The sequence below is a fragment of the Ruegeria sp. BB5 genome (genome assembly GCF_056539405.1).
Genome location: NZ_JBQFUX010000001.1, coordinates 1,353,238 through 1,374,698 on the forward strand (window position 1 = coordinate 1,353,238; position 21,461 = coordinate 1,374,698).

Below are 21,461 nucleotides of genomic sequence, written 5' to 3' on the forward strand. Positions count from 1 at the left end.
CCGATGCCGATGCGCATCGGGGCTTTTTTTTATTATTCGGTGACGGTGACTTTTTTCATCACGTCCGGTTGACCGATCACAGCGCCGTTCGGGCCGTCACCGCGCTTGATCGCGTCCACCACGTCCATGCCGTCAGTGACCTGACCGACAACCGTGTATTGGCCGTTCAGAAACGGACCCGGTTCGAACATGATGAAGAACTGCGAATTCGCGCTGTCTGGATCCTGCGCTCGCGCCATGCCGACGACACCGCGGTCATAGTTGAAATCCGAGAACTCGGCAGGCAAATCGGGGCGATCAGATCCACCGGTTCCGGCACGACGCATGTCGCCACCGATACGGCCGAATTCAACATCTCCGGTCTGCGCCATGAAACCGTCGATGACACGGTGGAACACCACGCCGTCATACTTGCCCTCAGAGGCCAGAGCACTGATCTGCTCGACATGTTTGGGGGCGATGTCATCAAATAGGTCAACGGTGACGGTGCCGTTGGCGCCCTCACCTTCGATCTCGATCTGCAGGCCCGTGGCCAGCGCAGGGCTGGCCAGCAGGGCAAAAGCGGCGGCCAGCTTATACATCAGACGCAACCTTGACGCTGATCATGCGGTCGGGGCTTGCAGGCGGCTCGCCACGCACGATGGCATCTACATGCTCCATCCCGTCGATGACGCGGCCGTAAACGGTGTACTGGCCATTCAGGAAGTGGTTGTCTTTGAAGTTGATGAAGAACTGCGAGTTGGCCGAGTCCGGGTTTTGCGAACGGGCCGCACCCAAGGTGCCACGGTCATGTGGCAGCTTCGAGAATTCTGCCGGGACGTTCGGCAAAGACGAGCCGCCAGTGCCCGCCATACGCAGGTTGAACCCGTCTTCCATGTCGCCGTGCTGCACGTCGCCGGTTTGCGCCATGAAACCGTCGATCACACGGTGGAAGGCCACGTTGTCATACTCACCACCACGCGCCAGTTCCTTCATCCGGGCGCTGTGCTGCGGGGCAACATCCGGCAGCAGCTCGATGACGACATTGCCGTCTTTCAGTTCCATGATGATCGTGTTTTCGGGATCCTTGATCTCGGCCATGAGGCCCTCCTGTCGTTTATCTTGCGCAAATACCTATGCGCCACGCGCGTGAATGCCAAGTGACGCATTGACCTGAAGGCAAAATGCAGGAAAAGAACCGCCTGAATCTGTTGTAATGGCAAGGATAGAGCGATGGGCTGGAAAACTCTGGACGATATGGACCTGAACGGCAAACGCGTGCTGGTGCGCGTCGATATCAACGTGCCGGTCGTTGACGGGGTTGTGACCGATGCGACCCGTATTCAGCGTATCGTCCCGACCGTTCGCGATATCCTCGCAGCCGGGGGCAAGCCTATCCTGCTGGCCCATTTCGGTCGCCCTGGTGGCGAGCGGCGCGAGAACCTGTCGCTGAAACAACTGATCCCCACGCTTGAAGCCGCCTTTGGCACCGAAGTTCTATTCGCCGCAGATTGCGTCGGCACCGAGGCTGATCTGGCCGCCGAAGCCCTGAAGCCCGGTCAGGTGCTGCTGCTGGAGAACACCCGCTTTCACGCCGCCGAAACCAAGAACGACGCCGATCTGGCCGCGGGCATGGCCAAGCTGGGCGACATCTATTGCAACGACGCGTTCTCAGCCGCCCACCGCGCCCACAGCTCGACCGAGGCCATCGCGCGGCTACTGCCTGCTTGTGCTGGCCGCTTGATGCAGGCCGAGCTTGAGGCGCTGGAAGGCGCACTGGGTGCGCCCAAGCGCCCTGTGACAGCGGTTGTTGGGGGGGCAAAGGTATCAACCAAGCTAGAGCTGCTGGGCAACTTGATCGACAAGGTTGATTACCTGGTGATCGGTGGCGGTATGGCGAATACGTTTTTGGTCGCTCAGGGAGTTAGCGTTGGCAAATCATTGGCGGAAACAGCGATGAAGGACACCGCAGCCGAGATCTTGACCAAGGCTGAAACCTCGGGCTGTAAGATCGTACTGCCTTCGGACGTTGTGGTCGCCGAGAAATTCGAGGCAAATGCCCCACATCAGGTGTTGCCAGCCGATCAATGCACCGAAGACGGAATGATCCTGGACGCTGGTCCTGAAAGCGTAACGACCATTACGGACATATTTGGTCAGAGCCAGACCCTGATCTGGAACGGTCCGCTGGGCGCGTTCGAGATCGAACCCTTTGACACCGCCACCAATGCAGCGGCCCTAAAAGCGGCGGCGCTGACACGGTCGGGACAGCTGGTTTCGGTCGCTGGCGGTGGTGACACAGTCGCGGCGCTGAATGCATCCGGTGCGGCCAAGGATTTCTCGTATATCTCGACTGCTGGCGGCGCGTTCCTGGAATGGATGGAAGGTAAAACCCTGCCCGGCGTCGCCGCCCTAGAAGGTCAGGCGTAAAGTCAAAATTGGTCGCATTTCGGGCCTCATGGTAGTCTCTCCTTGTTGAATCGGAGATTTTGTCATGAGGTTCATAGTCTGCCTGGTCGCCATATTGATACCTGCCTACTCTGCGGCACAATCCAGCTGCGAAGGGCAAACGCAACTCGGCGCCAATTTCTGCGCCAAGGAAAAGTGGGAAATCGCTGATCGCGAACTGAACCTTATCTGGGCTGAGGTCAAACCAATGGCCGATGCACGCGGAAACGGTCAGGCCCTATTGGACGAACAGCGCGCCTGGCTGAAAGCGCGCGACGCAGCCTGCGACCCGGAACTGGATAGTGACGGCAGCGCGGCGCCAATGTTCTATTGGGATTGCATGGAACAACAAACCCTGACGCGCAATCAGATCCTAAAGTCTGCGCGCTGAGAAACTTAATCCGACCATTTGCGAAAAAGTGCGAATCAAGGGATTCACAAGCCGAATCACCTGTGACATAGTGCGAACAGATGCCCGCAAAGGGCACATTTTTGAGGCAGACTTCATACGGCGGTAAACAGAGTGTCCCGTTCCCATCGGCCCGGTTTGGGCGCAGTTGTATTCTTCATGGTGGCTTTCATGCTGGGTGTGTATTTCACCTTCGCCGCCGTGCAGGGCGACTATGGCCTATTCAGACGGGTCGAGATCGCAGCGGAACGGGACGCCCTGTCACAAGACCTGGCCAAGCTTAAGGCCGAGATCGCCGAGATGGATAACCTGACCCGCCGTTTGTCCGACACTTATTTGGACCTCGATCTGCTGGATCAGCAGGCCCGCTCGGTTCTTGGCATGATCCGTTCGGACGAAATTGTCATCCGCTAAGCCGGACCGACATTTTTCTTGGAAATCCAACTTTGCCCGAAGGTTCCCCCGGCCTGAAGCCGCGCGAAATGACGATGCGTCATATTTACTCTCGCCAGATTGCCGGAAATGCTTTATGAGATAGTTTAACGCTAAACTATCTGTCCGGAAGGGGGAGATCGCCACGATGGCTGCGCGAAAAACCACAAAGAAACCAAATGTTTCTGCGGAAGAGCTTAAAACCTACTACCGCGAAATGCTTTTGATCCGCCGATTCGAAGAAAAAGCAGGTCAGCTTTATGGCATGGGCCTAATTGGCGGGTTCTGCCACCTGTATATCGGGCAAGAAGCTGTCGTTGTGGGCCTTGAGGCCGCAGCCAAGGAAGGTGACAAACGCATCACCTCATACCGCGACCACGGCCACATGCTGGCATGTGGGATGGAGCCGGGTGGTGTGATGGCCGAACTGACCGGGCGCGAAGGCGGGTTGTCCAAAGGTAAGGGCGGCTCGATGCACATGTTCTCGAAAGAGAAGCACTTCTACGGCGGCCACGGTATCGTTGGCGCGCAGGTGCCATTGGGTGCAGGTCTGGCTTTTGCCGACAAGTACAAAGGAAACGGCGGCGTGACCTTCACCTATTTCGGTGATGGCGCAGCGAACCAGGGTCAAGTCTATGAGACCTTCAACATGGCCGCGCTGTGGGAACTGCCGGTGGTGTTCGTGATCGAGAACAACCAGTACGCCATGGGCACCGCTCAGGCGCGTTCGACGTCTTCCGCTGACATCTACCACCGAGGTCAAGCCTTTGGGATACCGGGCGAAATGGTCGACGGCATGGATGTTCTGGCGGTTAAAGCCGCAGGTGAAAAAGCCGTCGCGCACTGCCGCGCAGGCAAAGGCCCCTACATTCTGGAAATCAAGACCTATCGCTATCGCGGCCACTCGATGTCCGACCCGGCCAAGTACCGCACCCGCGAAGAGGTTCAGAAGGTTCGTGAACAAAGCGACCCGATCGAACATGTGCGCGAGCTGTTGCTGACCGGCAAACACGCGACCGAGGAGGATCTGAAGGCGATCGACAAAGAGATCAAAGAGATCGTCAACCAGGCCGCCGAATTCTCGAAAGAAAGCCCCGAGCCGTCGCTGGATGAGCTCTGGACAGATATCTACGCCTGAGAGGACGATTAAGACATGGCAACCGAAATTCTCATGCCCGCACTCTCGCCCACGATGGAAGAGGGCACATTGGCCAAATGGCTGGTCAAGGAAGGCGATACCGTTTCTTCCGGCGACATCATGGCCGAAATTGAAACCGACAAGGCGACAATGGAATTCGAAGCGGTCGATGAAGGCATCGTCGGCAAGATCCTGATCGCGGAAGGCACCGAAGGGGTCAAGGTTAACACCCCAATCGCGGTTCTGGTCGAGGAAGGCGAAGACGCCTCGGCCCTGCCCGCGGCTGCGCCTGCAGCCACAGCGGTGGCCGAGGCCGCCCCAGCGGCGGTTGAGGCCCCCGCTCCATCCACGGCGCCGGCAGCACCAGTTGTTGATCTGTCACCCGATTGGCCTGCCGACGCCGAGATGAAATCTGAAACGGTCCGCGAAGCCCTGCGCGACGCCATGGCCGAAGAGATGCGCCGCGACGAAGATGTCTACCTGATGGGCGAAGAGGTCGCCGAATATCAGGGCGCTTATAAGATTTCCCAAGGCTTGCTGGACGAATTCGGGTCCAAGCGCGTGATCGACACCCCAATCACCGAGCATGGCTTCGCCGGTATCGCGGTTGGCTCTGCCTTTGGCGGGTTGAAACCGATTGTCGAGTTCATGACTTTCAACTTCGCCATGCAGGCAATGGACCAGATCATCAACTCGGCCGCCAAGACGCTCTATATGTCCGGTGGTCAGATGGGTTGCCCCATCGTGTTCCGTGGCCCTAACGGTGCTGCTGCCCGCGTGGCCGCACAGCACTCTCAGGACTACGCCGCATGGTACATGCAGGTCCCAGGCCTGAAAGTAGTGATGCCGTATTCTGCAGCCGACGCCAAAGGCCTGCTGAAATCAGCGATCCGCGATCCCAACCCTGTGGTCTTCCTGGAAAACGAAATCCTCTATGGCCGCTCCTTCGATATGCCACAGGTCGATGACCTAGCCATCCCTTTGGGCAAAGCCCGTATCTGGCGCGAAGGCTCGGACGTGACCATCGTCAGCTTTGGCATCGGCATGCAGTTCGCGTTGGAAGCAGCCGACAAGCTGGCCGAGGAAGGCATCAACGCCGAAGTGATCGACTTGCGCACCATCCGCCCCATGGATACCGGCGCGATCATCAACTCAGTGATGAAAACCAACCGCCTGGTGACCGTAGAAGAAGGCTGGCCGCAAGGTTCGGTCGGCAGCTACATCTCGTCCGTAGTGATGCAAGAGGCGTTCGACTACCTCGACGCGCCCATCATTAATTGCACCGGCAAGGATGTGCCAATGCCCTACGCCGCCAACCTTGAAAAGTTGGCTCTGATCACCACCGATGAGGTGATCGCCGCTGTCAAACAAGTGACTTACCGGTAAGGAGCGACAGATAGATGCCCACAGAAATTCTGATGCCCGCCCTGTCACCGACGATGGAAGAAGGCACGCTTGCTAAATGGCTGGTCAAGGAAGGCGATACCGTCTCGTCCGGTGACCTGCTGGCCGAGATCGAAACCGACAAGGCCACGATGGAGTTCGAAGCCGTCGACGAAGGCACCATCGGCAAGATCCTGATCCCCGAAGGCACCGAAGGGGTTAAGGTCAACACTGCCATCGCAGTTCTGCTGGAAGATGGCGAAAGCGCCGATGATATCGCGTCCACGCCCGTCGCCGCACCTGCGGCTGCCCCCGCAGCCGCCGCGGGCAACGAGGCCGCCGCGCCAGCGGTGTCCGAGGCGCCCGCCCCTGCCCCAACTGCTCCGGCCAAGGCGGATGGCGGTCGTATCTTTGCATCTCCGCTGGCCCGCCGGATTGCGGCACAAAAAGGTCTGGACCTGACGCAAATCGCAGGGTCCGGTCCGCATGGCCGTATCGTCAAGGCAGATGTCGAAAGCGCCACGGCTGCTCCGGCCACTGTTGCCGCTTCGGCCCCTGCTACGGCACCCGCACCCGCTGCGGCACCGGCTGGCCCCTCGGCAGATGCCGTGGCCCGCATGTACGAAGGGCGAGAGTATGAAGAGGTCAAGCTGGACGGTATGCGCAAGACCATCGCCGCGCGCCTGTCCGAGGCCAAACAAACCATCCCGCATTTCTACCTGCGCCGCGATATCAAGCTCGACGCGCTGCTCAAATTCCGCGGCCAGTTGAACAAACAGCTGGAAGGCCGAGGCGTAAAGCTCAGCGTCAACGACTTCATCATCAAGGCCGTCGCCAACGCCCTGCAGCAAGTACCGCAATGCAATGCCGTCTGGGCGGAAGACCGAGTTCTGCAACTGAAACCTTCGGATGTGGCCGTCGCAGTTGCAATTGAGGGTGGCCTGTTCACACCGGTTCTGCAGGATGCTGACACCAAATCCCTGTCGGCCCTGTCGACCGAGATGAAAGACCTTGCGGGTCGCGCCCGTGAACGCAAACTGGCACCGCACGAGTATCAGGGCGGCACATTTGCCATCTCGAACCTGGGTATGTTCGGCATCGACAATTTCGACGCCATTGTGAACCCGCCTCACGCCGGCATTCTGGCCGTGGGCTCGGGCGTCAAAAAACCGGTTGTCGGCGACGATGGCGAACTTACCGTTGCCACAGTCATGTCGGTCACCATGTCGGTGGATCACCGGGTCATTGATGGCGCGTTAGGTGCGGAATTGCTGCAAGCCATCGTCGATAACCTTGAAAACCCCATGGTTATGCTGGCGTAAAGCCTTGTGAATACAGGCCACGCCGGATCATTCCCTGGCGTGGCCTACCAAATCACTGCCATGTTGTGAGCAGTCGTGATCGCTGCGATAGTTGCTCAGACACACGCAACAGACCACCTTGATTGCATTGCTAGTTCTGATGCAAAGGTGCCCCATGACCCTCGTGAACTCGGCCAAGTGCTTTCTGGTGGTTTCATTGTTGGCGACGTCGCTGCCCGTTGCTGCGATCGCAAAGCCCAACGGCTATCCGGGCGAGAACTCGACCTATAACCCCGATCCCGCTGAAGTCGCCAAGCGCAAAGCTGAGCGCGCCAAACGTATCGAGGCGCGCAAAAAGCGCCGCGAGGAAAAGCGGATCGAGCGGTTGAACAGAAAGAAAAACCGCTCGAACTAAGGTTGAATTACTGGTCTTTGCCCAGCATATGATCCATCGAGATCGAGGGCTGATCGCACCCAGCCTCGCCGACGATCTTTGCGGGAATACCTGCCACGGTCTTGCAGGCAGGAACTTCTTGAAGAACCACAGACCCCGCTGCGATGCGGCTGCAATGGCCGACTACGATGTTGCCCAGAACCTTGGCCCCGGCCCCGATCAGCACACCGTTACCAATGGTCGGGTGGCGCTGCTCTTCTTCCTTGCCTGTCCCACCCAGTGTCACGGAATGCAGCATCGAGACATTGTCACCAACAATAGCTGTTTCACCAATGACAATCGAATGGGCATGGTCGATCATGATGCCCTTACCGATTTTCGCCGCCGGGTGAATGTCGATCCCGAAAATCTCGGACGAGCGCATCTGGAAGAAATACGCCAGATCGTGGCGCCCTTTTTTCCACAGCCAATGCGCCACGCGATAAGCCTGCATCGCCTGGTAGCCTTTGAAATAAAGGATCGGCTGCAACAATCGGTGGCATGCCGGATCACGTTCATAGACTGCCATCAGGTCCGCACGGGCCGCTTCAAGCAGCGAAGCGTCATCCGCATAGGCTTCATCCACGATTTCACGCAGCACCATCATCGACATTTCGTTCGAACACAGCTTGGCCGACACCCGGTATGAGAGGGCCCGCTCAAGGCTTCGGTGGTGCAGGATGCAAGCGTGAACCAGACCACCCATCAATGGTTCGCTTTCGACCGCTGCATGAGCTTCGGTCGTGATACGATTCCAAACCGGGTCGACCGGAGTAACCTGACTGCGCTTTTCCAACATGGCTTTTGATCCTTTGCTGCGCCTAGAATGCCATTTAGTGGGAAAAACGCCAAACGCAAACCCGTGATCGGCAGAGTAACGAAAATGAATGAAACAGATTTGGCAGGCTATGAAGCGAAAATTCAGGCAAGATTGGCTGAACTTTCAGAACATTCCGCGGCGGAAAAGCAGGCTCAGGCCATTGTTGAGCTTGATCAGCAGGCCGTCGGCCGCCTTAGCAGAATGGATGCCCTGCAGAATCAGGCGATGGCCAAGGCACAACAGGCCAATCGGGACATCGAAACGCACCGGTTACAAGCCGCCCTGGACCGCATACATGACGGAGAATTCGGGTATTGCGAAGATTGCGGCGATGAGATTCCTGGCGGTCGATTGAATCTGAACCTTGCCGCCACGAAATGCGTCAGTTGTGCGTCCGGCTGATCTGAAACCGGATCAGATGCTGCAAAACCAGTTCGAAACAGCGACAATATTGCACATCATCAAATCCGGGTTCATCCGCCAGCCGCCTGTTTCGCGCGGCTGCCATCAAAGATCCATTCCCGAACAATGGATGAAGATTACCCGTCTGGCCGACATATTGGTCGGCCAGCGCAGCTTCTTGGATGAGACGTGTACAAAGGCGGTCGCGATCCTGCGGCAGCGCGGCCAGCAAGGCCCGCGCCGCCGCCGCGACATCTCCATGCAGGATAGGGCGCATTCAGTGGATCACCCGACTGTCACTTGGGCGAATAGTCCCGCTCCGTAGCTGGCTGAAACCTGTGCAATGTGGACTTCATAAGGCCCGTTGATCCCATCGTCTGCTTTCATTGCCGACGTGTAGGTCCAGTTTGGAACGCTCACGATCTGTTCCCGTACCAGGGTCCCGTTGGTTCGTATTTGCAGAAGGTAGGATTCGCTTTCCTCGGCCAGCGGAACCTCAATCCCCGCCCAATCGTCCCCATCCAGCCGGGTTCGACGTATCCACGACAATTGATCACCTGCGGCTGTTCCCATCGCCTTCAGATGCACCGGTGCGTATGGGCGCAACCCGTTGCCGTCGAACGCCTCGACAAGATGTACATAGGACGGGTCATCATACCCGCGCGTTGCCGGACCAATGCGGTAGTGCTTGCTCACGCGCCGCTCGGACCGCAACAAGCTGGTTTGGTAAACACGCTGATCCAACAGGACGAACATCGACCCATCGGGCCAGACATCGGGAATGATCGCATCCGTCCCAAGCTGACCGCGCAAGCGACCGGACAATGTATAGATGCCCGTTTCTTGCAGCGTAGCGTCGGCGAATTGGAACAGCTCCCAATTGCCGGGTGTTCCATCACCGATCGCGGCCAGATTGGCCCCGTTCAGCAACGCATCCCGAGGGCGCGATTCCAGCAGGCCATCAACCAGATTGACGCGCAGCGGCGTTCCTTCATCCCAGACACCGGCGCTTGCCCGTCTCAGCGGGGTTTCGGTAAATCCAATTATCGCTTGCCCCGAGATCACCTCTTGCAGAGCATAGTCTTCGTCACTGGCCGCCGAATAGACGGCAACACTGCCGGGCCATGGGTTGGCCGAAGTAGCAAGGTATGGGGCATGCGGTGCCTCTGAGCCGGTCAGCAGCGGCAAATCCATGAACACAGGCAAAACAGGAACCGGTGCCACAAAGGGTTTGATCGACACTTGATCGTCAGGCAGATCAGATGGCGCATAGACGCCGGGTTCGATGCGCACTGCCTCGGCCAGTTGCAGATCCGCCTGCTCTAGCCGGTCGATGCGATAGCGCGCACTCTGCCCGTCTTTGGTCAGGCTCACGACGTCACCCGCCCCCAGATGCAACATCGACGGCGGCAGTGCAAAGCGCGCTGTCTCGCGTGAGACCCGCGCCTCGCTTAGCCAGCGTTCAGCGGTTTGGCGGCCTTCGGCGCGTGTCAGCGATAGAGGCATCTCGTTCACGGCCACCGAATGCGTTCGAGTGTCCGGCAAGATGGCCTCTTCTGACACAACATCATGATCGGCGTCCGATTGTACAAAGCGCAACCGAACGCGGCCTGTCATTTCGGCCTCGGCTTCTCTGCGATATTCCACGCGGCCTTCGATATCAGAGCTGTCTGCCAGATCGTCTGTATCCAATCCGACCACCTTGCGACCGTCGCGCATCTGAAACAGCAGCACACCATCCCGTTCAATCGCATCAAACCCATAACGCAGCATCAAGGGCTGCAATGCCGCGCGCGCGCTGGAGACATCTTGAACCAGATAGCCCCGTACGACGCCATCCAGACGCGACACGTCGATATCCGTTACTCCGGCACCGTGGCAGATTTCAGTGACCACAGAGGCCAGATTCCGCGTTCCTGACCGTCCATTCAACCAATGACCTCGGGGATAGTTCGCCCCGTCGCTCCACTGGCTTCGCAGGTTCGGAAACGTTGGAAACGGACGTGCATCCCATGCCCAAACATAGGCGTTCGCCATATCAACCATGTGACCATCATATTGTTCCGAAAGCGGGTTGATTGCCGGATCAGACCAGTAGCCATACATCGCTTTCAAGTACTGCACCTGCATGAAATCATCGCGCCGACCGGAAGAGTATTTCGGCAAGCTGGATTCCGAGGATTTCGGGTCAAGAAACTTGTTCGGCTGATTGGTTCCTTTGTCGATGGCCGCGCAACCCAGTTCCGTAAACCAGATAGGTTTTGAGCCAGGCACCCAATCGGTCGGGTTCGATTGACGTACACCGCCAATGCGTTCGTGATGCCGGTTCGACCACCAATTGCGAAGGTCCTTGTAACGCCAGACCCATGCCTCATCATGCTCCTCATCCGTGATCGGCGTTCTTATCTGGACTTCGGCCTCTTCCGACGAGGCATAATACCAGTCATAGCCTTCTCCGCCTTCGATATTGCCTCGAAGGTAGTCGAGGTCATAGATCGCGTCTGTGCCGGCCTTCAGATCCACGTGATCCTCGCCATCCCGCCAATCCGACAGGGGCATGTAATTGTCGATGCCGACGAAATCGATGTTTTCATCTGCCCACAGTGGATCAAGGTGAAAATAACGGTCCCCGGTTCCATCATTCGGCTGATAGCCGAAATACTCGCTCCAATCCGATGCGTACCCGATTTTTGTGCCTGGTCCCAAGATTTCGCGCACTTCGGCGGCCAAGGCTTGCATTTGGGAAACGGCTGGAAAGCCGGTCAGACCTCGGATTTGGGTCAGCCCGCGCATTTCGGAACCGATGCAAAAAGACTCCACCCCTCCAGCAGCTTTACACAATGCCGCATAATGCAGAATGAAGCGGCGCAAACCCCATTCCTGAGGGCCGCTATAGGTCACTTCGCCATCGCCAATGGCAAAGTTACTGGCGCGTGCGTGTCCAAAGAACGCGGCCACCTGCGCGTCGGCCGTCGCCGTTTTATCCGGTGATCCTTTTCTACCGGGCGCGGTGCTAAGCGTGATGCGCCCCCGCCAAGGCAAATGCGGCTGGTTGGGTGCATCCGACCACGGGTCTGGCAAACCGTTGCCTTGCAATTGATCCATCAGGATAAACGGATAAAACATAACCCGTTTGCCAATACTTTTCATATGCCAGATTGCCTGAACTACGGATTGATCCGCAGGGGTTGCGCCATAGACGGGGCGGTCATTTTCGTACCTGACAGCTTGGGCGGTCTGTCGGGTCACACCTGCCACGCGCCAGGGCATGTTCTTGCCTTCGATGTCTTTGCGCAAAACCTTGGGCTGAATTTGACATTGCCCGCACCGCAAATCATCGCCAAACCACGACACGATCAAAGAGGCCGCCTCGCAGGAAGGCAACTCACGTTGCAGCGCCCGGGTCGAAGTCACCAGGTCCGGCCTCCCCGAGGCAGAGTTGACATTCGCCGCCCAGCTTTGCCCACGCCCTTTTGTGTAATTGATCTGTTCGCTGGCCAGCGCATATTCACCGGTGCCCGGCATCAGGGCAACGCCCCGGATGGTCTTGAACAGGGCATCCGGCGTATCCGGCAATCCCGGCTGTTCCTGACGTACGACTTCGAATGAAAATTGCGGCACCCTGTTTCCAAACGGCGCCAGTTGCAAACCTTCGATCACAACATAAGCCGTGCCACGATAGGCCGGAACGTTGCCCGCGCCTTCAATGGCTTCGATCAGAGGGTCCGGCAATTGATGGTCGTTCCCCCGATAGATACGCATGTTCAGGGTTGAGAGCTCCAGTTCCTCTCCATCAGCCCAAATGCGCGGGACGTCCGAAATTTGTCCCACCCCTACCGCAATGGCCAGAGAAATCGAATAGCTGTAGCTGTGCGTGGTTGTTGTGACCTCGGACGATTTCGGAGATCCCTTGCCACCTCCGCCACTCTGCGAGGTTGTGCTTGTGCTTTTGGTTTCCAGAAAATCCGACGCCCAGATAACCTGACCACCCAACCGCATACGCCCGAAAACCTTAGCGACCGGAGAACCCTCTCCGGATTCGGTCAGGCGGAAACGGTCCAAGCGCCCGGTTTCGACCACTTCGCTGCCACCGCCCATGACCGACTGGCTCATTAACCGCTGGTCGATGACCCGGCCCAGCGTTGCCCCAATGGCGCGGCCGATCACTGCGGTCGACAGCCCCGCAACAGTGCCGCCAATCGCTCCGCCGACCGCAGCTCCTGCCGCAGACAGAATTATTGTAGCCATCACATATCCTCCAGCGGGAATTCAAAACAGGCGACCACCCGGCGGCGCCAGGGATCACTAAGCGTGTTTTCCACGACGCCATAGCCGGAATAGGCGTGAATAAACCGCAGCGCGGGTGCGGTTTCGCTGACGATACCAACATGCTTGGCAACACGCCCATCGCGCATACGGAACAACAAAACATCGCCCGCCTTCGCAGAACTGGGGTTCTTTTCAATCAGGTGACGGCGGGCCGCTGCCCACATGCGCTCTTCGCCCTGCGGCTCAGACCAGTCCATGCTATAGCTCGGCACCGTTTCGGGTTCGTGCCCCAGCAGCGCGCGCCACACACCACGCAAAAGGCCCAGACAATCCGTACCCACCCCTTTGACCGAAGCCTGATGCACGTAAGGCGTTCCCAACCAGCCCCGCGCCTCGTCGACAATATCCTGCCTATGGCCGCTCATCGTCTGCTTCCCCCAGTGTTGGGATTGCCTTGCTTGGGCACCGCCATTACCCAGTCTTCACCGGGCAGGTCAGGAAACCCCTGAAAGTTGATGATATTATTAAATTTTTTTCGGCAGGTGTGCATACTTTTGTTGCACCCTGCTGTCAGCTTTACCCGGTCCCCGACGGCCAGGCCGCCGCTGATCCCGGACCAAAGCGTAACATTGCGCCCACCCACGATCCGGTCGTCCTGTTTGATTGCGGCCCACAACCCGGTTGCCCGCCCGGACAAAACATCCAATCTGCCCCGCCTGAACCAGGCTTCATCCGGTGCTTCTGCCCCTTTCAATTGCAGGACAGTGCCGGCAATAAAAGCGACCACTTCAGCCTCGGCCTGATACCCTGGCGCGCCGAGATTGAACTTGCAATCACCGTCCCCCAGAACTGCCGTACAAGGTTTCTGGTAAACCCTGCCCATCGGTCGGTTGAGCAGGTCGGTCAAACCGCGCAATTCGGCGTGAAATGCACCACCTGCGCGGCGCATCTCACCAATCGAGCCTTTGAATTGCAGAAAACGCTGTTCAGGCCTGGCCCAGTTGACCAGCCACGCCCGGACCTGAGCATTGTCGAACCGACCCGCTTCGATGTCTTCTTCTGTGACCGCAGCATCGGACAAGGCCCCCATGGCCTCAGAGTTGTCGACGGACAGTCCGGTGGCTTGTTCGATAGCCGTAGCCGTCAGGCCCGTGCTAGCCTTGAAGGTCATCCCGTCAAAGCTCAGTACCATGTCATGATCGGTGAAACCGTATTCCTGCCCGTCCTCACGCCGGATCGCCCAGCATCGGCAGGTTGTGGTCAACCCTGTTTGCAGATGGGTGAGCAGCCCCTGCTTATCGCCGCTCATCAGACACGTACCTCGACCACTGGAACGTTGGGTACGTCGCCCGCTTGAAAACTAGCGACACTGGTCTGAATCTTGTCAGTGTCAAAACGAACCGGGACGTCAAACTCAAACCCGGCGGTGACTTCCACCTCTTCAGGCGGCGGCGCAGTAAACGTGATCAGACCGCTGTTTATGTCCACTTCAAAATCTACGCCTTCGCGCATTTGATCCTGTTCCAGGCCGATCCGCACGGTACCCAAAACTAGTTTGACGATTGGGCGGACATAGCTGAACCCGCCCGAGCTGTAGGTTTTGACCAGCTGAAACTCGGTGCTTGTACCGTCACCACGAGCAATGACCTGATCATCCATTGCCACGTCTGCTGTCGCAGCCCCGGATTTGTAATCCGACCAGTCTTTCCAGCGAAAACCGAACATCTGCCCCTGACGGGCTTCAAAAAACGAAACCAGCGTCTCGATATCGTCCAATGATCGCATCCCCAGCCCGGCGTCATAGCGGCGACGGGAATGCGCCCAGGGCGTGTTGCGTTCTTCGAACCCGTTGGCCAGCGTCACGATATCTGTGCGCCGCTCGGGGCCGCCGACCGAACCAAAGCTCAGGCTGGCGGGAAATCTTACCTCGTGGAAATTCATGAGCTGCTCCCTCGTGTTACCTGTTGCGATTGCCGCGACCCAAGGCGCGGCTCATCTGAGCGGCAATCTGACCCTGACTGCGTCTGAAACCCTGAACGTCCGGCGTTGTGATATTCATCACCACGTTCACTGCGCGCCCTCCGCCGGATGTCCGCACGCCCAACTTGCCATCTGGCCCGCGCGCCAGAGGCATGATCGCCTCGGGGCCGGCCTCGCCCATCAGTCCGGTGCCGCCCCGCATCGGAAATGTCGTTGGGCCGCTGACCACACCGCCATTGGCAAAGGGCATCACCCGGCCCTGCGAAAAGCTGCCGCCATTGGCAAAGGGCAAAATTCCCTGCACCAGACCACCAACCGTATTGGCCAGCATGCCGCCAAAGTGATCGGTCACAGGCTTGATCGCCGCCGAATAGGCCGTGCGGATCATCGAGTTCTTCAGCACATCCAGCGCATCCGACAGGTTCATGCCGTCCAGCACCACGCCGTCAAATGCCTTGCGCAAACCGCCGGACATGCCGCGCTCCAACGTGGCGACGTCCTTGCCGGTTTCTTCAAAGGCTGCGCTGATCCGCTTCATCTGATTGTCGAATGCCGCAGCCATGGACGCCGCATCCCCCAACGAGTCGCCCAGCGCCTCACCCCGTTCCTGCAGGTCATCCAACCCGTCACGATCCGTCATCACGCTCTCCTTGTTGCTTGTCCGGATAGGCCGCCAGCAAAGCGTCCAACCCCGCCCGGTTCATCGCTGGCATCCCGGCCCCTTGCCCCAACATCAGTCGCAATTCAGCCGGTGTCAGACGCCAGAACTGATCCGGCGTCAGGCGCAGGCCGATGAAACCGGCCCGCATAAGGGCGGGCCAGTCGAACCCGCTCATGCGTCACCCGGTACCATGAAGGCCCGTGCCAGCAGTTCAGCCGCAGCCTTGGCGCCAGCCATCGGCCCGCCATCGATCTCGGCCCGCAGCAGATCCGATCGGGCGACATCGGCGCCCCCGCCTCGCAGCCCGGCCACGATCAATTCCAGCACATCACCGCTGGAATAGGCCCCACCTTCGAAGCGCTGCACCAGTTCCACCAAAGACCCGGTGCCCAGCTGTTGTTCCAATTCCGCCAAAGCACCCAGCGTCAGCTTGAGCACCCGCCGCTCTCCATCGATGGTCAATGTCACCTCGCCCGTCCACGGATTGGCCATAGGATTACAGTGCCGTGAAGGCCAAAGCGCCGGCGCTGGCCAGGCTCATCTCATAAGTCGCCTCGCCATTGTGCGACCCCGCATATTCGATGCCGGTGACTTGAAACGCGCCTTCAACGATGCCGAAATCGGGAATGATCACCTGAAAGTTCGGTGTCTCACCGTCAAAAAACAGCTGTCTTGCGCGTTCGTCGGTGCCTGCATCCTTGAATACGCCCGAACCCGAGATCGCAGCGGACTTCACCCCGGCCCCCGACAACAGCTCGCGCCAACCACCCTGACTTTCCAGGCTGGTGACATCCACACTTTCCGCGTTGAAACTGACCCGCGTGGCCCGCAGCCCCGCGATCGTCTCGAACAGGCCCGAGCCGTTCATATCCACTTTGACCAACAGGTCTTTTCCGTTCTGGGCAGCCATATGCTCTCTCCGTTGATTGCTTAGTTGTCTTCCACGCGGGCGCGGAATCTCAGGTCGATCTGGCGGATGGCACCGCCGGTTCCCGTGCGGCGGGCCGAGGCGCGTTCGAACCACAGCCCCACCAGTCGCCCGCGATCCAGGGTCAGTGCTGCACCCTCAAGCGCATCGCACACCGCCCCCGCAAGGGCCTTGGCTGCGCCAAACCCGGCGGCCTCGGACATCACCGACACCGTGAACCGATGCAGGGCACCAGCGCCCGATCGGTCCGAGGCATCCCGCACCTCTTCCGGGCCCAGCGTCACATAAGTCTGGGGCACCGCCCCTGCCGGCACAGCGTCATAGATCGCGCCGCCCGACAGCGTGCTGACCTGCGTATCGCCTGAAAGCTGCTGATACACCGCCGCCTGCAAAGCCGCTGAAACGCCATAGCTCATGCCGCCACCTCTTCGTCCGCGAAACAGGTCAAGTACTGGCCACGCGGGTCACGCTCGGCGACCGCGCGAATAACAAAACGCCGTATGCCTTCGGCAAAACGCTGGTCCGGCGACGGGCGCATCAATGACCCCTCGGGCGCACCCCGCACAACGATGCGGTAACCCACGCGCGAAACTGGCACCCCGGCCACCTGACGCTCGGACCCGCTGCGTGCAGTGACTTCAGCCCAAACCGTACCCAACGAGGCCCATGTTTCGATGTACCCACCTGCGCCGTCGGCAGTTCGGATTGGCGCTTCGAGAACCAGCTTTCGGTTCAATCGCGGCGCCTTCATTGCGTCACCCCTGCGCCAAAGCGCACGACGCGATAGCGTTGGATCAGGCTGGTTACGCCAAAGGGCATACAACCAGCACCCAAAGCAGTCTCGTCGCGGTATTCGTAGTAATGCGCGGCCAGCAACAAAACTGCCTGACCCAGATCAGCAGGTAGCCCACCCCAATCTGCCGACATCCCTGCAGCAAAGGTGATTTTCACCGAGCCGCCTGTCGCAATGTTCGGCAACATTGCGCCCTTTGGGCGCAGCCTGGGGCGCTGGCTGTCCTGTTCCAGCCGATAGGCATCGGGCGCGATTGTGCTTTCCAAACCCGCCGCATCGCGGATTGTCACCGCGCCCACAGTCACCACCGGGGTTACCGGCAGCACCTCGCCTGCAGCATCGAGCCATTCGCTCAGGCTCCAAGAAAATTCGCGTTCAATCAGCACCTTGCCGGTGCGCGCCTCGATCGCAGCGATCGCCGCCCGCAGGAAACCGTTCAGCACCTCGTTCTGCACACTGCCCTCGGCAAAGCCCGTGCCCAGACGCAGATGCGCCTTGAACTGATCTACCGGCAACGCCGCATCCGCGATGGCGGTTTCTTCGATCAACATCATCCATTCACTCCGCAATCTCGGCCCCCTCCGGGGTCGTCACTTCAGGAAATTGGCAGGCACGCGCCGCCCCACGTTGCTCGGACGGAGGGGAGCAGCTAGACAACGCAGGGGGTCTCACCCCGGCCCGTACCCGCCGCCCGAGGGGCCGGTTACCCAGCCCCCGGATCCGCCACCGCTTAGGCAGTGCCGAATTTCACCAGTTTGATTGCGGCAAAGTCGCTCACGTCGCCGCCGACGCGTTTGGTTGCATAGAAGAGGACGTGTGGTTTGGCGCTGAACGGGTCGCGCAGAACGCGCAGATCGGGGCGCTCGGCGATGGTGTATCCTGCCTGGAAATCACCGAAGGCGATCGAGTAACTGTCGGATGCCGCATCCGGCATATCCTCGGCGATCAGCACCGGATAGCCCATCAGGCGCGCAGGCTCGCCAGCGGCCAGACCGTCCGACCACAGGAAACGGCCATCGCTGTCCTTCAGCTTGCGGATCAGGCCTGCAGTTTTCGAGTTCATCACGAAGGTACCATTGACCCGGTACTGCGCGCCCAGCGCATAGACAACATCAACAATGGCATCCGCCTCAACACCGCCATCAATGCCTGTCCGAACGTAGCCGATATTGCCCCAATCCCAGACGTCATTGTCGACCTTGGCGTGATCCAAAATACCCTTCGGCTTGTCGGCACCATCGCCACTGATAAACGCCGACGCCTCGGCGCGGGCAAACTTGTCAGCGATACGACCGGCCAGCCAACCTTCGACGTCAAAGGCGCTGTCATCCAACAGGCGCTGCGAGGCCTTGGGCAGCGCGCTCAACTCGTGCAGCGCGATTGAGATGCGGTCAATCGATGGAGTCGCAGTCTCGGTCGCGTTCGAGGCCTCATCCGCCCATCCCGCACCCACATCGGTGTGGTCGATCAGCACATCGAACGAGTTCGCTTCGACATTCACGACCGAGGCGATCGAACGGATCGAGGCGGTGGATTTCAGCACCGATTTGATGATCTCGGCGGTTTGCGGATCGACCAGGTAACCGCCATCGCTGTTGACCGCACTGGTCAGCGACTTGGCCTCCATGTCCAGCCCACGCAGGCCGTCATCGTCACCCGAACGCACATAAGCGTCAAAAGCCTTTTGGTGCGGTGCGCCTTCGGTGATCGAGGCAGCAAGATGCGGGCGTGCCGCGATGGTTGATTTACGATCCAGCATAGTCAGTCGCTCTTCTGTCTGTTGCAGTTTGGTTTTCACTTCAGCCTTCAGGCCCTTGAATTCATTCACGAAGCCAGCCATCGCCTGCTTCACCTCCTGAACCAGGGGCGCACCCTCTCCGGTCAAGGCCGGGGTCTCGGTCTTGCTCATAAGCACTTCCATTCTTGGGTGGGTTTGAGGCGCGCTAGGGTCGCGCCAGCTCCTGCCGGGCGTCGTTGAACACCTCGGCAATACTGCGCAGGGTTTCTTCGGCATCCGGGGTCGCCCCCTTTGCCGCCACCCGCGCACTGGGCAGCATCGGGAAAGTCACAAGCGACACCTCCCACAGCTCCAGTTCCGTCAGGACCCGCTGGCCCTTGTCATTCTTAACGGCTCGCTGAGTGCGATAGCCAATCGACAGACCGTCCATGGCACCCGCTCGGATTAGCTCTGCCGCCTCGCGACCCTTTTGTGTGCTTTCCAGCAGACGACCCTTGACCCACAGGCCCTTATCGTCTTCGCGCACTTCGTCCCAAACGCCGATTGGTTGCGCCGGGTCGTGCTGCCACAGCATCTTAACCCGCTGACCAGCCTTCACCAGCCCATCCAGTGATGCACGATAGGCGCCTTTTTGCACCACATCACGGCCCTGATCGACCTGACCGAACAGACTGGCATAGCCTTCGATCACTGCATCCTTGGACACAGACAGCCTATCGCCGAACCGCGCAAACTTATGCTCCAAATCCATGAACAACTCCTCGTAAGCCTCTGAACTCATGGCGTTACCGACAAAAACGACTGAAACGCCTGTGCCAGGATCACTGCGGCCACACCGTAGACCGTCAGCCACAACCGGCGCTCTAACCGCTCCATCATTTCTTCGATCTGATCCAACCGTTTGCACAGGTGCGCATGCTGAATCTCGGCCACCCGTTCATGCGCAGCCAGACGCAAGCCCGGCGCGCAATCGAATGGCGGATACCCTTCAGCCATCCGCATCCTCCGCCAGTGCCGGCAACCCCAGCAAAGACCGCTTCTCGGCATCTGTCAGGAAATCGGCACGGCTGACGCGGGTCCACTGCGCATCACGTTCGGTAGCCAACGCGGGCACCTGATCCAGATCGGGTTTCAGCATCAGATCCTCGCCAGAAAAGCCCGAGAGCCACTCTGACACTGCCGCCGCCACCCGCGTCACCAGGGGCAGAACGGTCAGGCGATAAAACGCCCGGTTGGCCTCCTGATAATTCGAATAGGTCGCGTCGCCCTGAATTCCCAACAACATTGGCGGGACCCCAAAGGCCAGCGCGATCTCGCGGGCGGCGGCTTCCTTGGTCTTTTGAAATTCCATGTCCGAAGGGGAAAAGCCCATCGGCTTCCAATCCAGCCCCCCTTCCAGAACCATCGGACGACCAGCATTGCGCGCCCCGCGATAGTTCTGCTCAATCTCGTCTGACAGACGCCGGAATTGATCTTCTGCCATCACCCCATGGCCATCGCCTTTCCACACCAGCGCCCCCGAAGGCCGCGCCGCATTGTCCAACAGCGATTTCGACCACCGAGACGCGCTGTTATGCACATCAATCGCCATAGCCGCCGCCTGCATCGGCGAAAATCCATAGTGGTCATCCTGCGGGTGAAAGGACTTTATGTGACAGATGACTTCAGCCGCAAATCGATGCGTCTTGCCACCGACGCTATAGTCATACGCCTTGGGCCAGCCATCCGCGCCCGGCACCACGCTCATCCGGTCCGAGCGCAGGACGTGCAGCTCAACCGGCAGGCCTTCCTCGGCCTGCACTGCCTCGACATAGGCATTGCCCGACAGCAGCAACTGCCCGAACAAGGCCTCCATCAATTCCGCCCGCCCCTGCGCCGCATTCGGACGACGCATGAGGCTCAGGATCGGATGTACATCATAGCGCTGCGCCTGATCCTGCAACACCAGAGGCAGAGCCGCCGCCGCCTCGGCAATCAACTTAACCGAGCGAAACCCCACCGGGTTCCCCGAAAACCCCGTCCGCGTCAGCGATACCGCATCCCGAGGGCTCCACGCCACGCGCCCACCCATCTGCCACGCCACCACAGGCCCCGCCGCGCTCGCCTTCGCCTCGGGCGCTGCCTCAGCCGATCCACGACGCAAGAAATCGAATACCATCTGTGCTCCTTTCTGCCGCCGCTCTGCCCGGCTTGTTGAAAGGAGTTATGACGGAAAGAAGTTTAAGGCTTGGGAATGGGGCGTACGGGGGGTGTGCAACGGCATTCTCGACCTGGCGCCACGATCCAGATCAGTCACGACTTCAGACCGTCAATTCGTGGACAAAGCCGATAAGAATGACAAGTTATC

The 21,461-nt window shown here is 59.2% G+C and carries 27 protein-coding genes; 8 read left to right on the plus strand and 19 right to left on the minus strand.

What is annotated here, in order from left to right:
• Positions 1 to 32: 32 nt before the first annotated feature.
• Both ACR0DL_RS06710 and ACR0DL_RS06715 read right to left on the minus strand, forming a co-directional pair.
• A complete protein-coding gene (locus tag ACR0DL_RS06710; RefSeq protein ID WP_170396176.1) occupies positions 33 to 581 on the minus strand; it encodes a peptidylprolyl isomerase in 549 nt (182 codons plus the stop codon).
• Positions 574 to 1,080: a peptidylprolyl isomerase gene (locus ACR0DL_RS06715; RefSeq protein ID WP_170349040.1), complete on the minus strand. Its 507-nt coding sequence runs from the start codon at positions 1,078 to 1,080 to the stop codon at positions 574 to 576. Before ACR0DL_RS06715 ends, ACR0DL_RS06710 begins: the two co-directional genes overlap by 8 nt.
• A 132-nt stretch (positions 1,081 to 1,212) precedes the next feature.
• Between ACR0DL_RS06715 and ACR0DL_RS06720 the strand changes: the two genes are divergently transcribed.
• From ACR0DL_RS06720 to ACR0DL_RS06750, 7 genes are all read left to right on the plus strand, one after another.
• Complete coding sequence (locus ACR0DL_RS06720; protein ID WP_170358954.1) at positions 1,213 to 2,409, plus strand: phosphoglycerate kinase; 1,197 nt, start codon at positions 1,213 to 1,215, stop codon at positions 2,407 to 2,409.
• A 64-nt stretch (positions 2,410 to 2,473) separates the two neighbouring features.
• Positions 2,474 to 2,818 carry a lysozyme inhibitor LprI family protein gene (locus tag ACR0DL_RS06725; protein WP_480688214.1) on the plus strand — a complete coding sequence of 115 codons (345 nt, stop codon included), beginning with the start codon at positions 2,474 to 2,476 and terminating at the stop codon, positions 2,816 to 2,818.
• A gap of 132 nt (positions 2,819 to 2,950) precedes the next feature.
• Positions 2,951 to 3,250, plus strand: coding sequence for an FtsB family cell division protein (locus tag ACR0DL_RS06730; RefSeq protein ID WP_170349043.1), 300 nt, complete (start codon positions 2,951 to 2,953; stop codon positions 3,248 to 3,250).
• Positions 3,251 to 3,416: 166 nt separating this feature from the next.
• Positions 3,417 to 4,406: a pyruvate dehydrogenase (acetyl-transferring) E1 component subunit alpha gene (gene pdhA, locus ACR0DL_RS06735; RefSeq protein ID WP_170349044.1), complete on the plus strand. Its 990-nt coding sequence runs from the start codon at positions 3,417 to 3,419 to the stop codon at positions 4,404 to 4,406.
• A 15-nt stretch (positions 4,407 to 4,421) separates the two neighbouring features.
• Complete coding sequence (locus ACR0DL_RS06740) at positions 4,422 to 5,792, plus strand: pyruvate dehydrogenase complex E1 component subunit beta (protein ID WP_170577651.1); 1,371 nt, start codon at positions 4,422 to 4,424, stop codon at positions 5,790 to 5,792.
• Between the two features lie 14 nt (positions 5,793 to 5,806).
• Positions 5,807 to 7,111, plus strand: coding sequence for a pyruvate dehydrogenase complex dihydrolipoamide acetyltransferase (locus ACR0DL_RS06745; protein WP_480688216.1), 1,305 nt, complete (start codon positions 5,807 to 5,809; stop codon positions 7,109 to 7,111).
• Between the two features lie 154 nt (positions 7,112 to 7,265).
• Complete coding sequence (locus tag ACR0DL_RS06750; protein ID WP_170358960.1) at positions 7,266 to 7,505, plus strand: hypothetical protein; 240 nt, start codon at positions 7,266 to 7,268, stop codon at positions 7,503 to 7,505.
• Between the two features lie 7 nt (positions 7,506 to 7,512).
• Here ACR0DL_RS06750 and cysE read toward each other — a convergent pair whose 3' ends face one another.
• Positions 7,513 to 8,322, minus strand: a complete 810-nt coding sequence (cysE, locus tag ACR0DL_RS06755) for a serine O-acetyltransferase (RefSeq protein WP_170358963.1) — start codon at positions 8,320 to 8,322, stop codon at positions 7,513 to 7,515.
• Between the two features lie 84 nt (positions 8,323 to 8,406).
• On the opposite strand from cysE, the gene ACR0DL_RS06760 reads away from it, so the two are divergent.
• Entirely contained in the window at positions 8,407 to 8,745 is a 339-nt protein-coding gene (locus ACR0DL_RS06760) for a TraR/DksA family transcriptional regulator (RefSeq protein WP_170375790.1), read from the plus strand.
• On the opposite strand, the gene ACR0DL_RS06765 is transcribed toward ACR0DL_RS06760, so the two are convergent.
• From ACR0DL_RS06765 to ACR0DL_RS06840, 16 genes are all read right to left on the minus strand, one after another.
• Positions 8,726 to 9,022, minus strand: coding sequence for a DUF7742 family protein (locus ACR0DL_RS06765; RefSeq protein ID WP_170349050.1), 297 nt, complete (start codon positions 9,020 to 9,022; stop codon positions 8,726 to 8,728). The genes ACR0DL_RS06760 and ACR0DL_RS06765 overlap by 20 nt on opposite strands.
• 8 nt (positions 9,023 to 9,030) lie before the next feature.
• Complete coding sequence (locus ACR0DL_RS06770; RefSeq protein ID WP_480688218.1) at positions 9,031 to 12,993, minus strand: baseplate multidomain protein megatron; 3,963 nt, start codon at positions 12,991 to 12,993, stop codon at positions 9,031 to 9,033.
• On the minus strand, positions 12,993 to 13,439 hold the full coding sequence (locus ACR0DL_RS06775) for an NlpC/P60 family protein (protein WP_480637003.1): 447 nt from the start codon (positions 13,437 to 13,439) through the stop codon (positions 12,993 to 12,995). Before ACR0DL_RS06775 ends, ACR0DL_RS06770 begins: the two co-directional genes overlap by 1 nt.
• Positions 13,436 to 14,323, minus strand: a complete 888-nt coding sequence (locus ACR0DL_RS06780) for a DUF2163 domain-containing protein (RefSeq protein WP_480688220.1) — start codon at positions 14,321 to 14,323, stop codon at positions 13,436 to 13,438. The genes ACR0DL_RS06775 and ACR0DL_RS06780 overlap by 4 nt, the downstream gene beginning before the upstream one ends.
• Entirely contained in the window at positions 14,323 to 14,955 is a 633-nt protein-coding gene (locus ACR0DL_RS06785; RefSeq protein WP_170549429.1) for a DUF2460 domain-containing protein, read from the minus strand. The genes ACR0DL_RS06780 and ACR0DL_RS06785 overlap by 1 nt, the downstream gene beginning before the upstream one ends.
• Positions 14,956 to 14,971: 16 nt before the next feature.
• Positions 14,972 to 15,634: a phage tail tape measure protein gene (locus ACR0DL_RS06790; protein ID WP_170349055.1), complete on the minus strand. Its 663-nt coding sequence runs from the start codon at positions 15,632 to 15,634 to the stop codon at positions 14,972 to 14,974.
• Positions 15,621 to 15,830 (minus strand): rcc01693 family protein, encoded by a 210-nt coding sequence (locus tag ACR0DL_RS06795; protein WP_170549432.1) that lies wholly within the window; start codon positions 15,828 to 15,830, stop codon positions 15,621 to 15,623. The genes ACR0DL_RS06790 and ACR0DL_RS06795 overlap by 14 nt, the downstream gene beginning before the upstream one ends.
• Entirely contained in the window at positions 15,827 to 16,147 is a 321-nt protein-coding gene (locus tag ACR0DL_RS06800) for a gene transfer agent family protein (protein WP_170549435.1), read from the minus strand. The genes ACR0DL_RS06795 and ACR0DL_RS06800 overlap by 4 nt, the downstream gene beginning before the upstream one ends.
• A 4-nt stretch (positions 16,148 to 16,151) precedes the next feature.
• Complete coding sequence (locus ACR0DL_RS06805) at positions 16,152 to 16,565, minus strand: phage major tail protein, TP901-1 family (RefSeq protein ID WP_058280596.1); 414 nt, start codon at positions 16,563 to 16,565, stop codon at positions 16,152 to 16,154.
• Positions 16,566 to 16,585: 20 nt separating this feature from the next.
• Positions 16,586 to 16,999, minus strand: coding sequence for a DUF3168 domain-containing protein (locus tag ACR0DL_RS06810; protein ID WP_480688223.1), 414 nt, complete (start codon positions 16,997 to 16,999; stop codon positions 16,586 to 16,588).
• Positions 16,996 to 17,334 carry a phage head closure protein gene (locus tag ACR0DL_RS06815; RefSeq protein WP_226688315.1) on the minus strand — a complete coding sequence of 113 codons (339 nt, stop codon included), beginning with the start codon at positions 17,332 to 17,334 and terminating at the stop codon, positions 16,996 to 16,998. The genes ACR0DL_RS06810 and ACR0DL_RS06815 overlap by 4 nt, the downstream gene beginning before the upstream one ends.
• The gene (locus tag ACR0DL_RS06820) at positions 17,331 to 17,930 is read right to left on the minus strand and encodes a head-tail connector protein (RefSeq protein WP_170505537.1); all 600 of its coding nucleotides are present in this window, start codon (positions 17,928 to 17,930) and stop codon (positions 17,331 to 17,333) included. The genes ACR0DL_RS06815 and ACR0DL_RS06820 overlap by 4 nt, the downstream gene beginning before the upstream one ends.
• Positions 17,931 to 18,106: 176 nt before the next feature.
• Entirely contained in the window at positions 18,107 to 19,285 is a 1,179-nt protein-coding gene (locus ACR0DL_RS06825; RefSeq protein ID WP_480688225.1) for a phage major capsid protein, read from the minus strand.
• A gap of 34 nt (positions 19,286 to 19,319) precedes the next feature.
• Positions 19,320 to 19,865 (minus strand): HK97 family phage prohead protease, encoded by a 546-nt coding sequence (locus ACR0DL_RS06830; protein WP_480688227.1) that lies wholly within the window; start codon positions 19,863 to 19,865, stop codon positions 19,320 to 19,322.
• Between the two features lie 26 nt (positions 19,866 to 19,891).
• Positions 19,892 to 20,110 (minus strand): GTA head formation protein, RCAP_rcc01685 family, encoded by a 219-nt coding sequence (locus ACR0DL_RS06835; RefSeq protein ID WP_058280601.1) that lies wholly within the window; start codon positions 20,108 to 20,110, stop codon positions 19,892 to 19,894.
• Complete coding sequence (locus ACR0DL_RS06840; protein ID WP_480688229.1) at positions 20,103 to 21,272, minus strand: phage portal protein; 1,170 nt, start codon at positions 21,270 to 21,272, stop codon at positions 20,103 to 20,105. The genes ACR0DL_RS06835 and ACR0DL_RS06840 overlap by 8 nt, the downstream gene beginning before the upstream one ends.
• Positions 21,273 to 21,461: the final 189 nt, after the last annotated feature.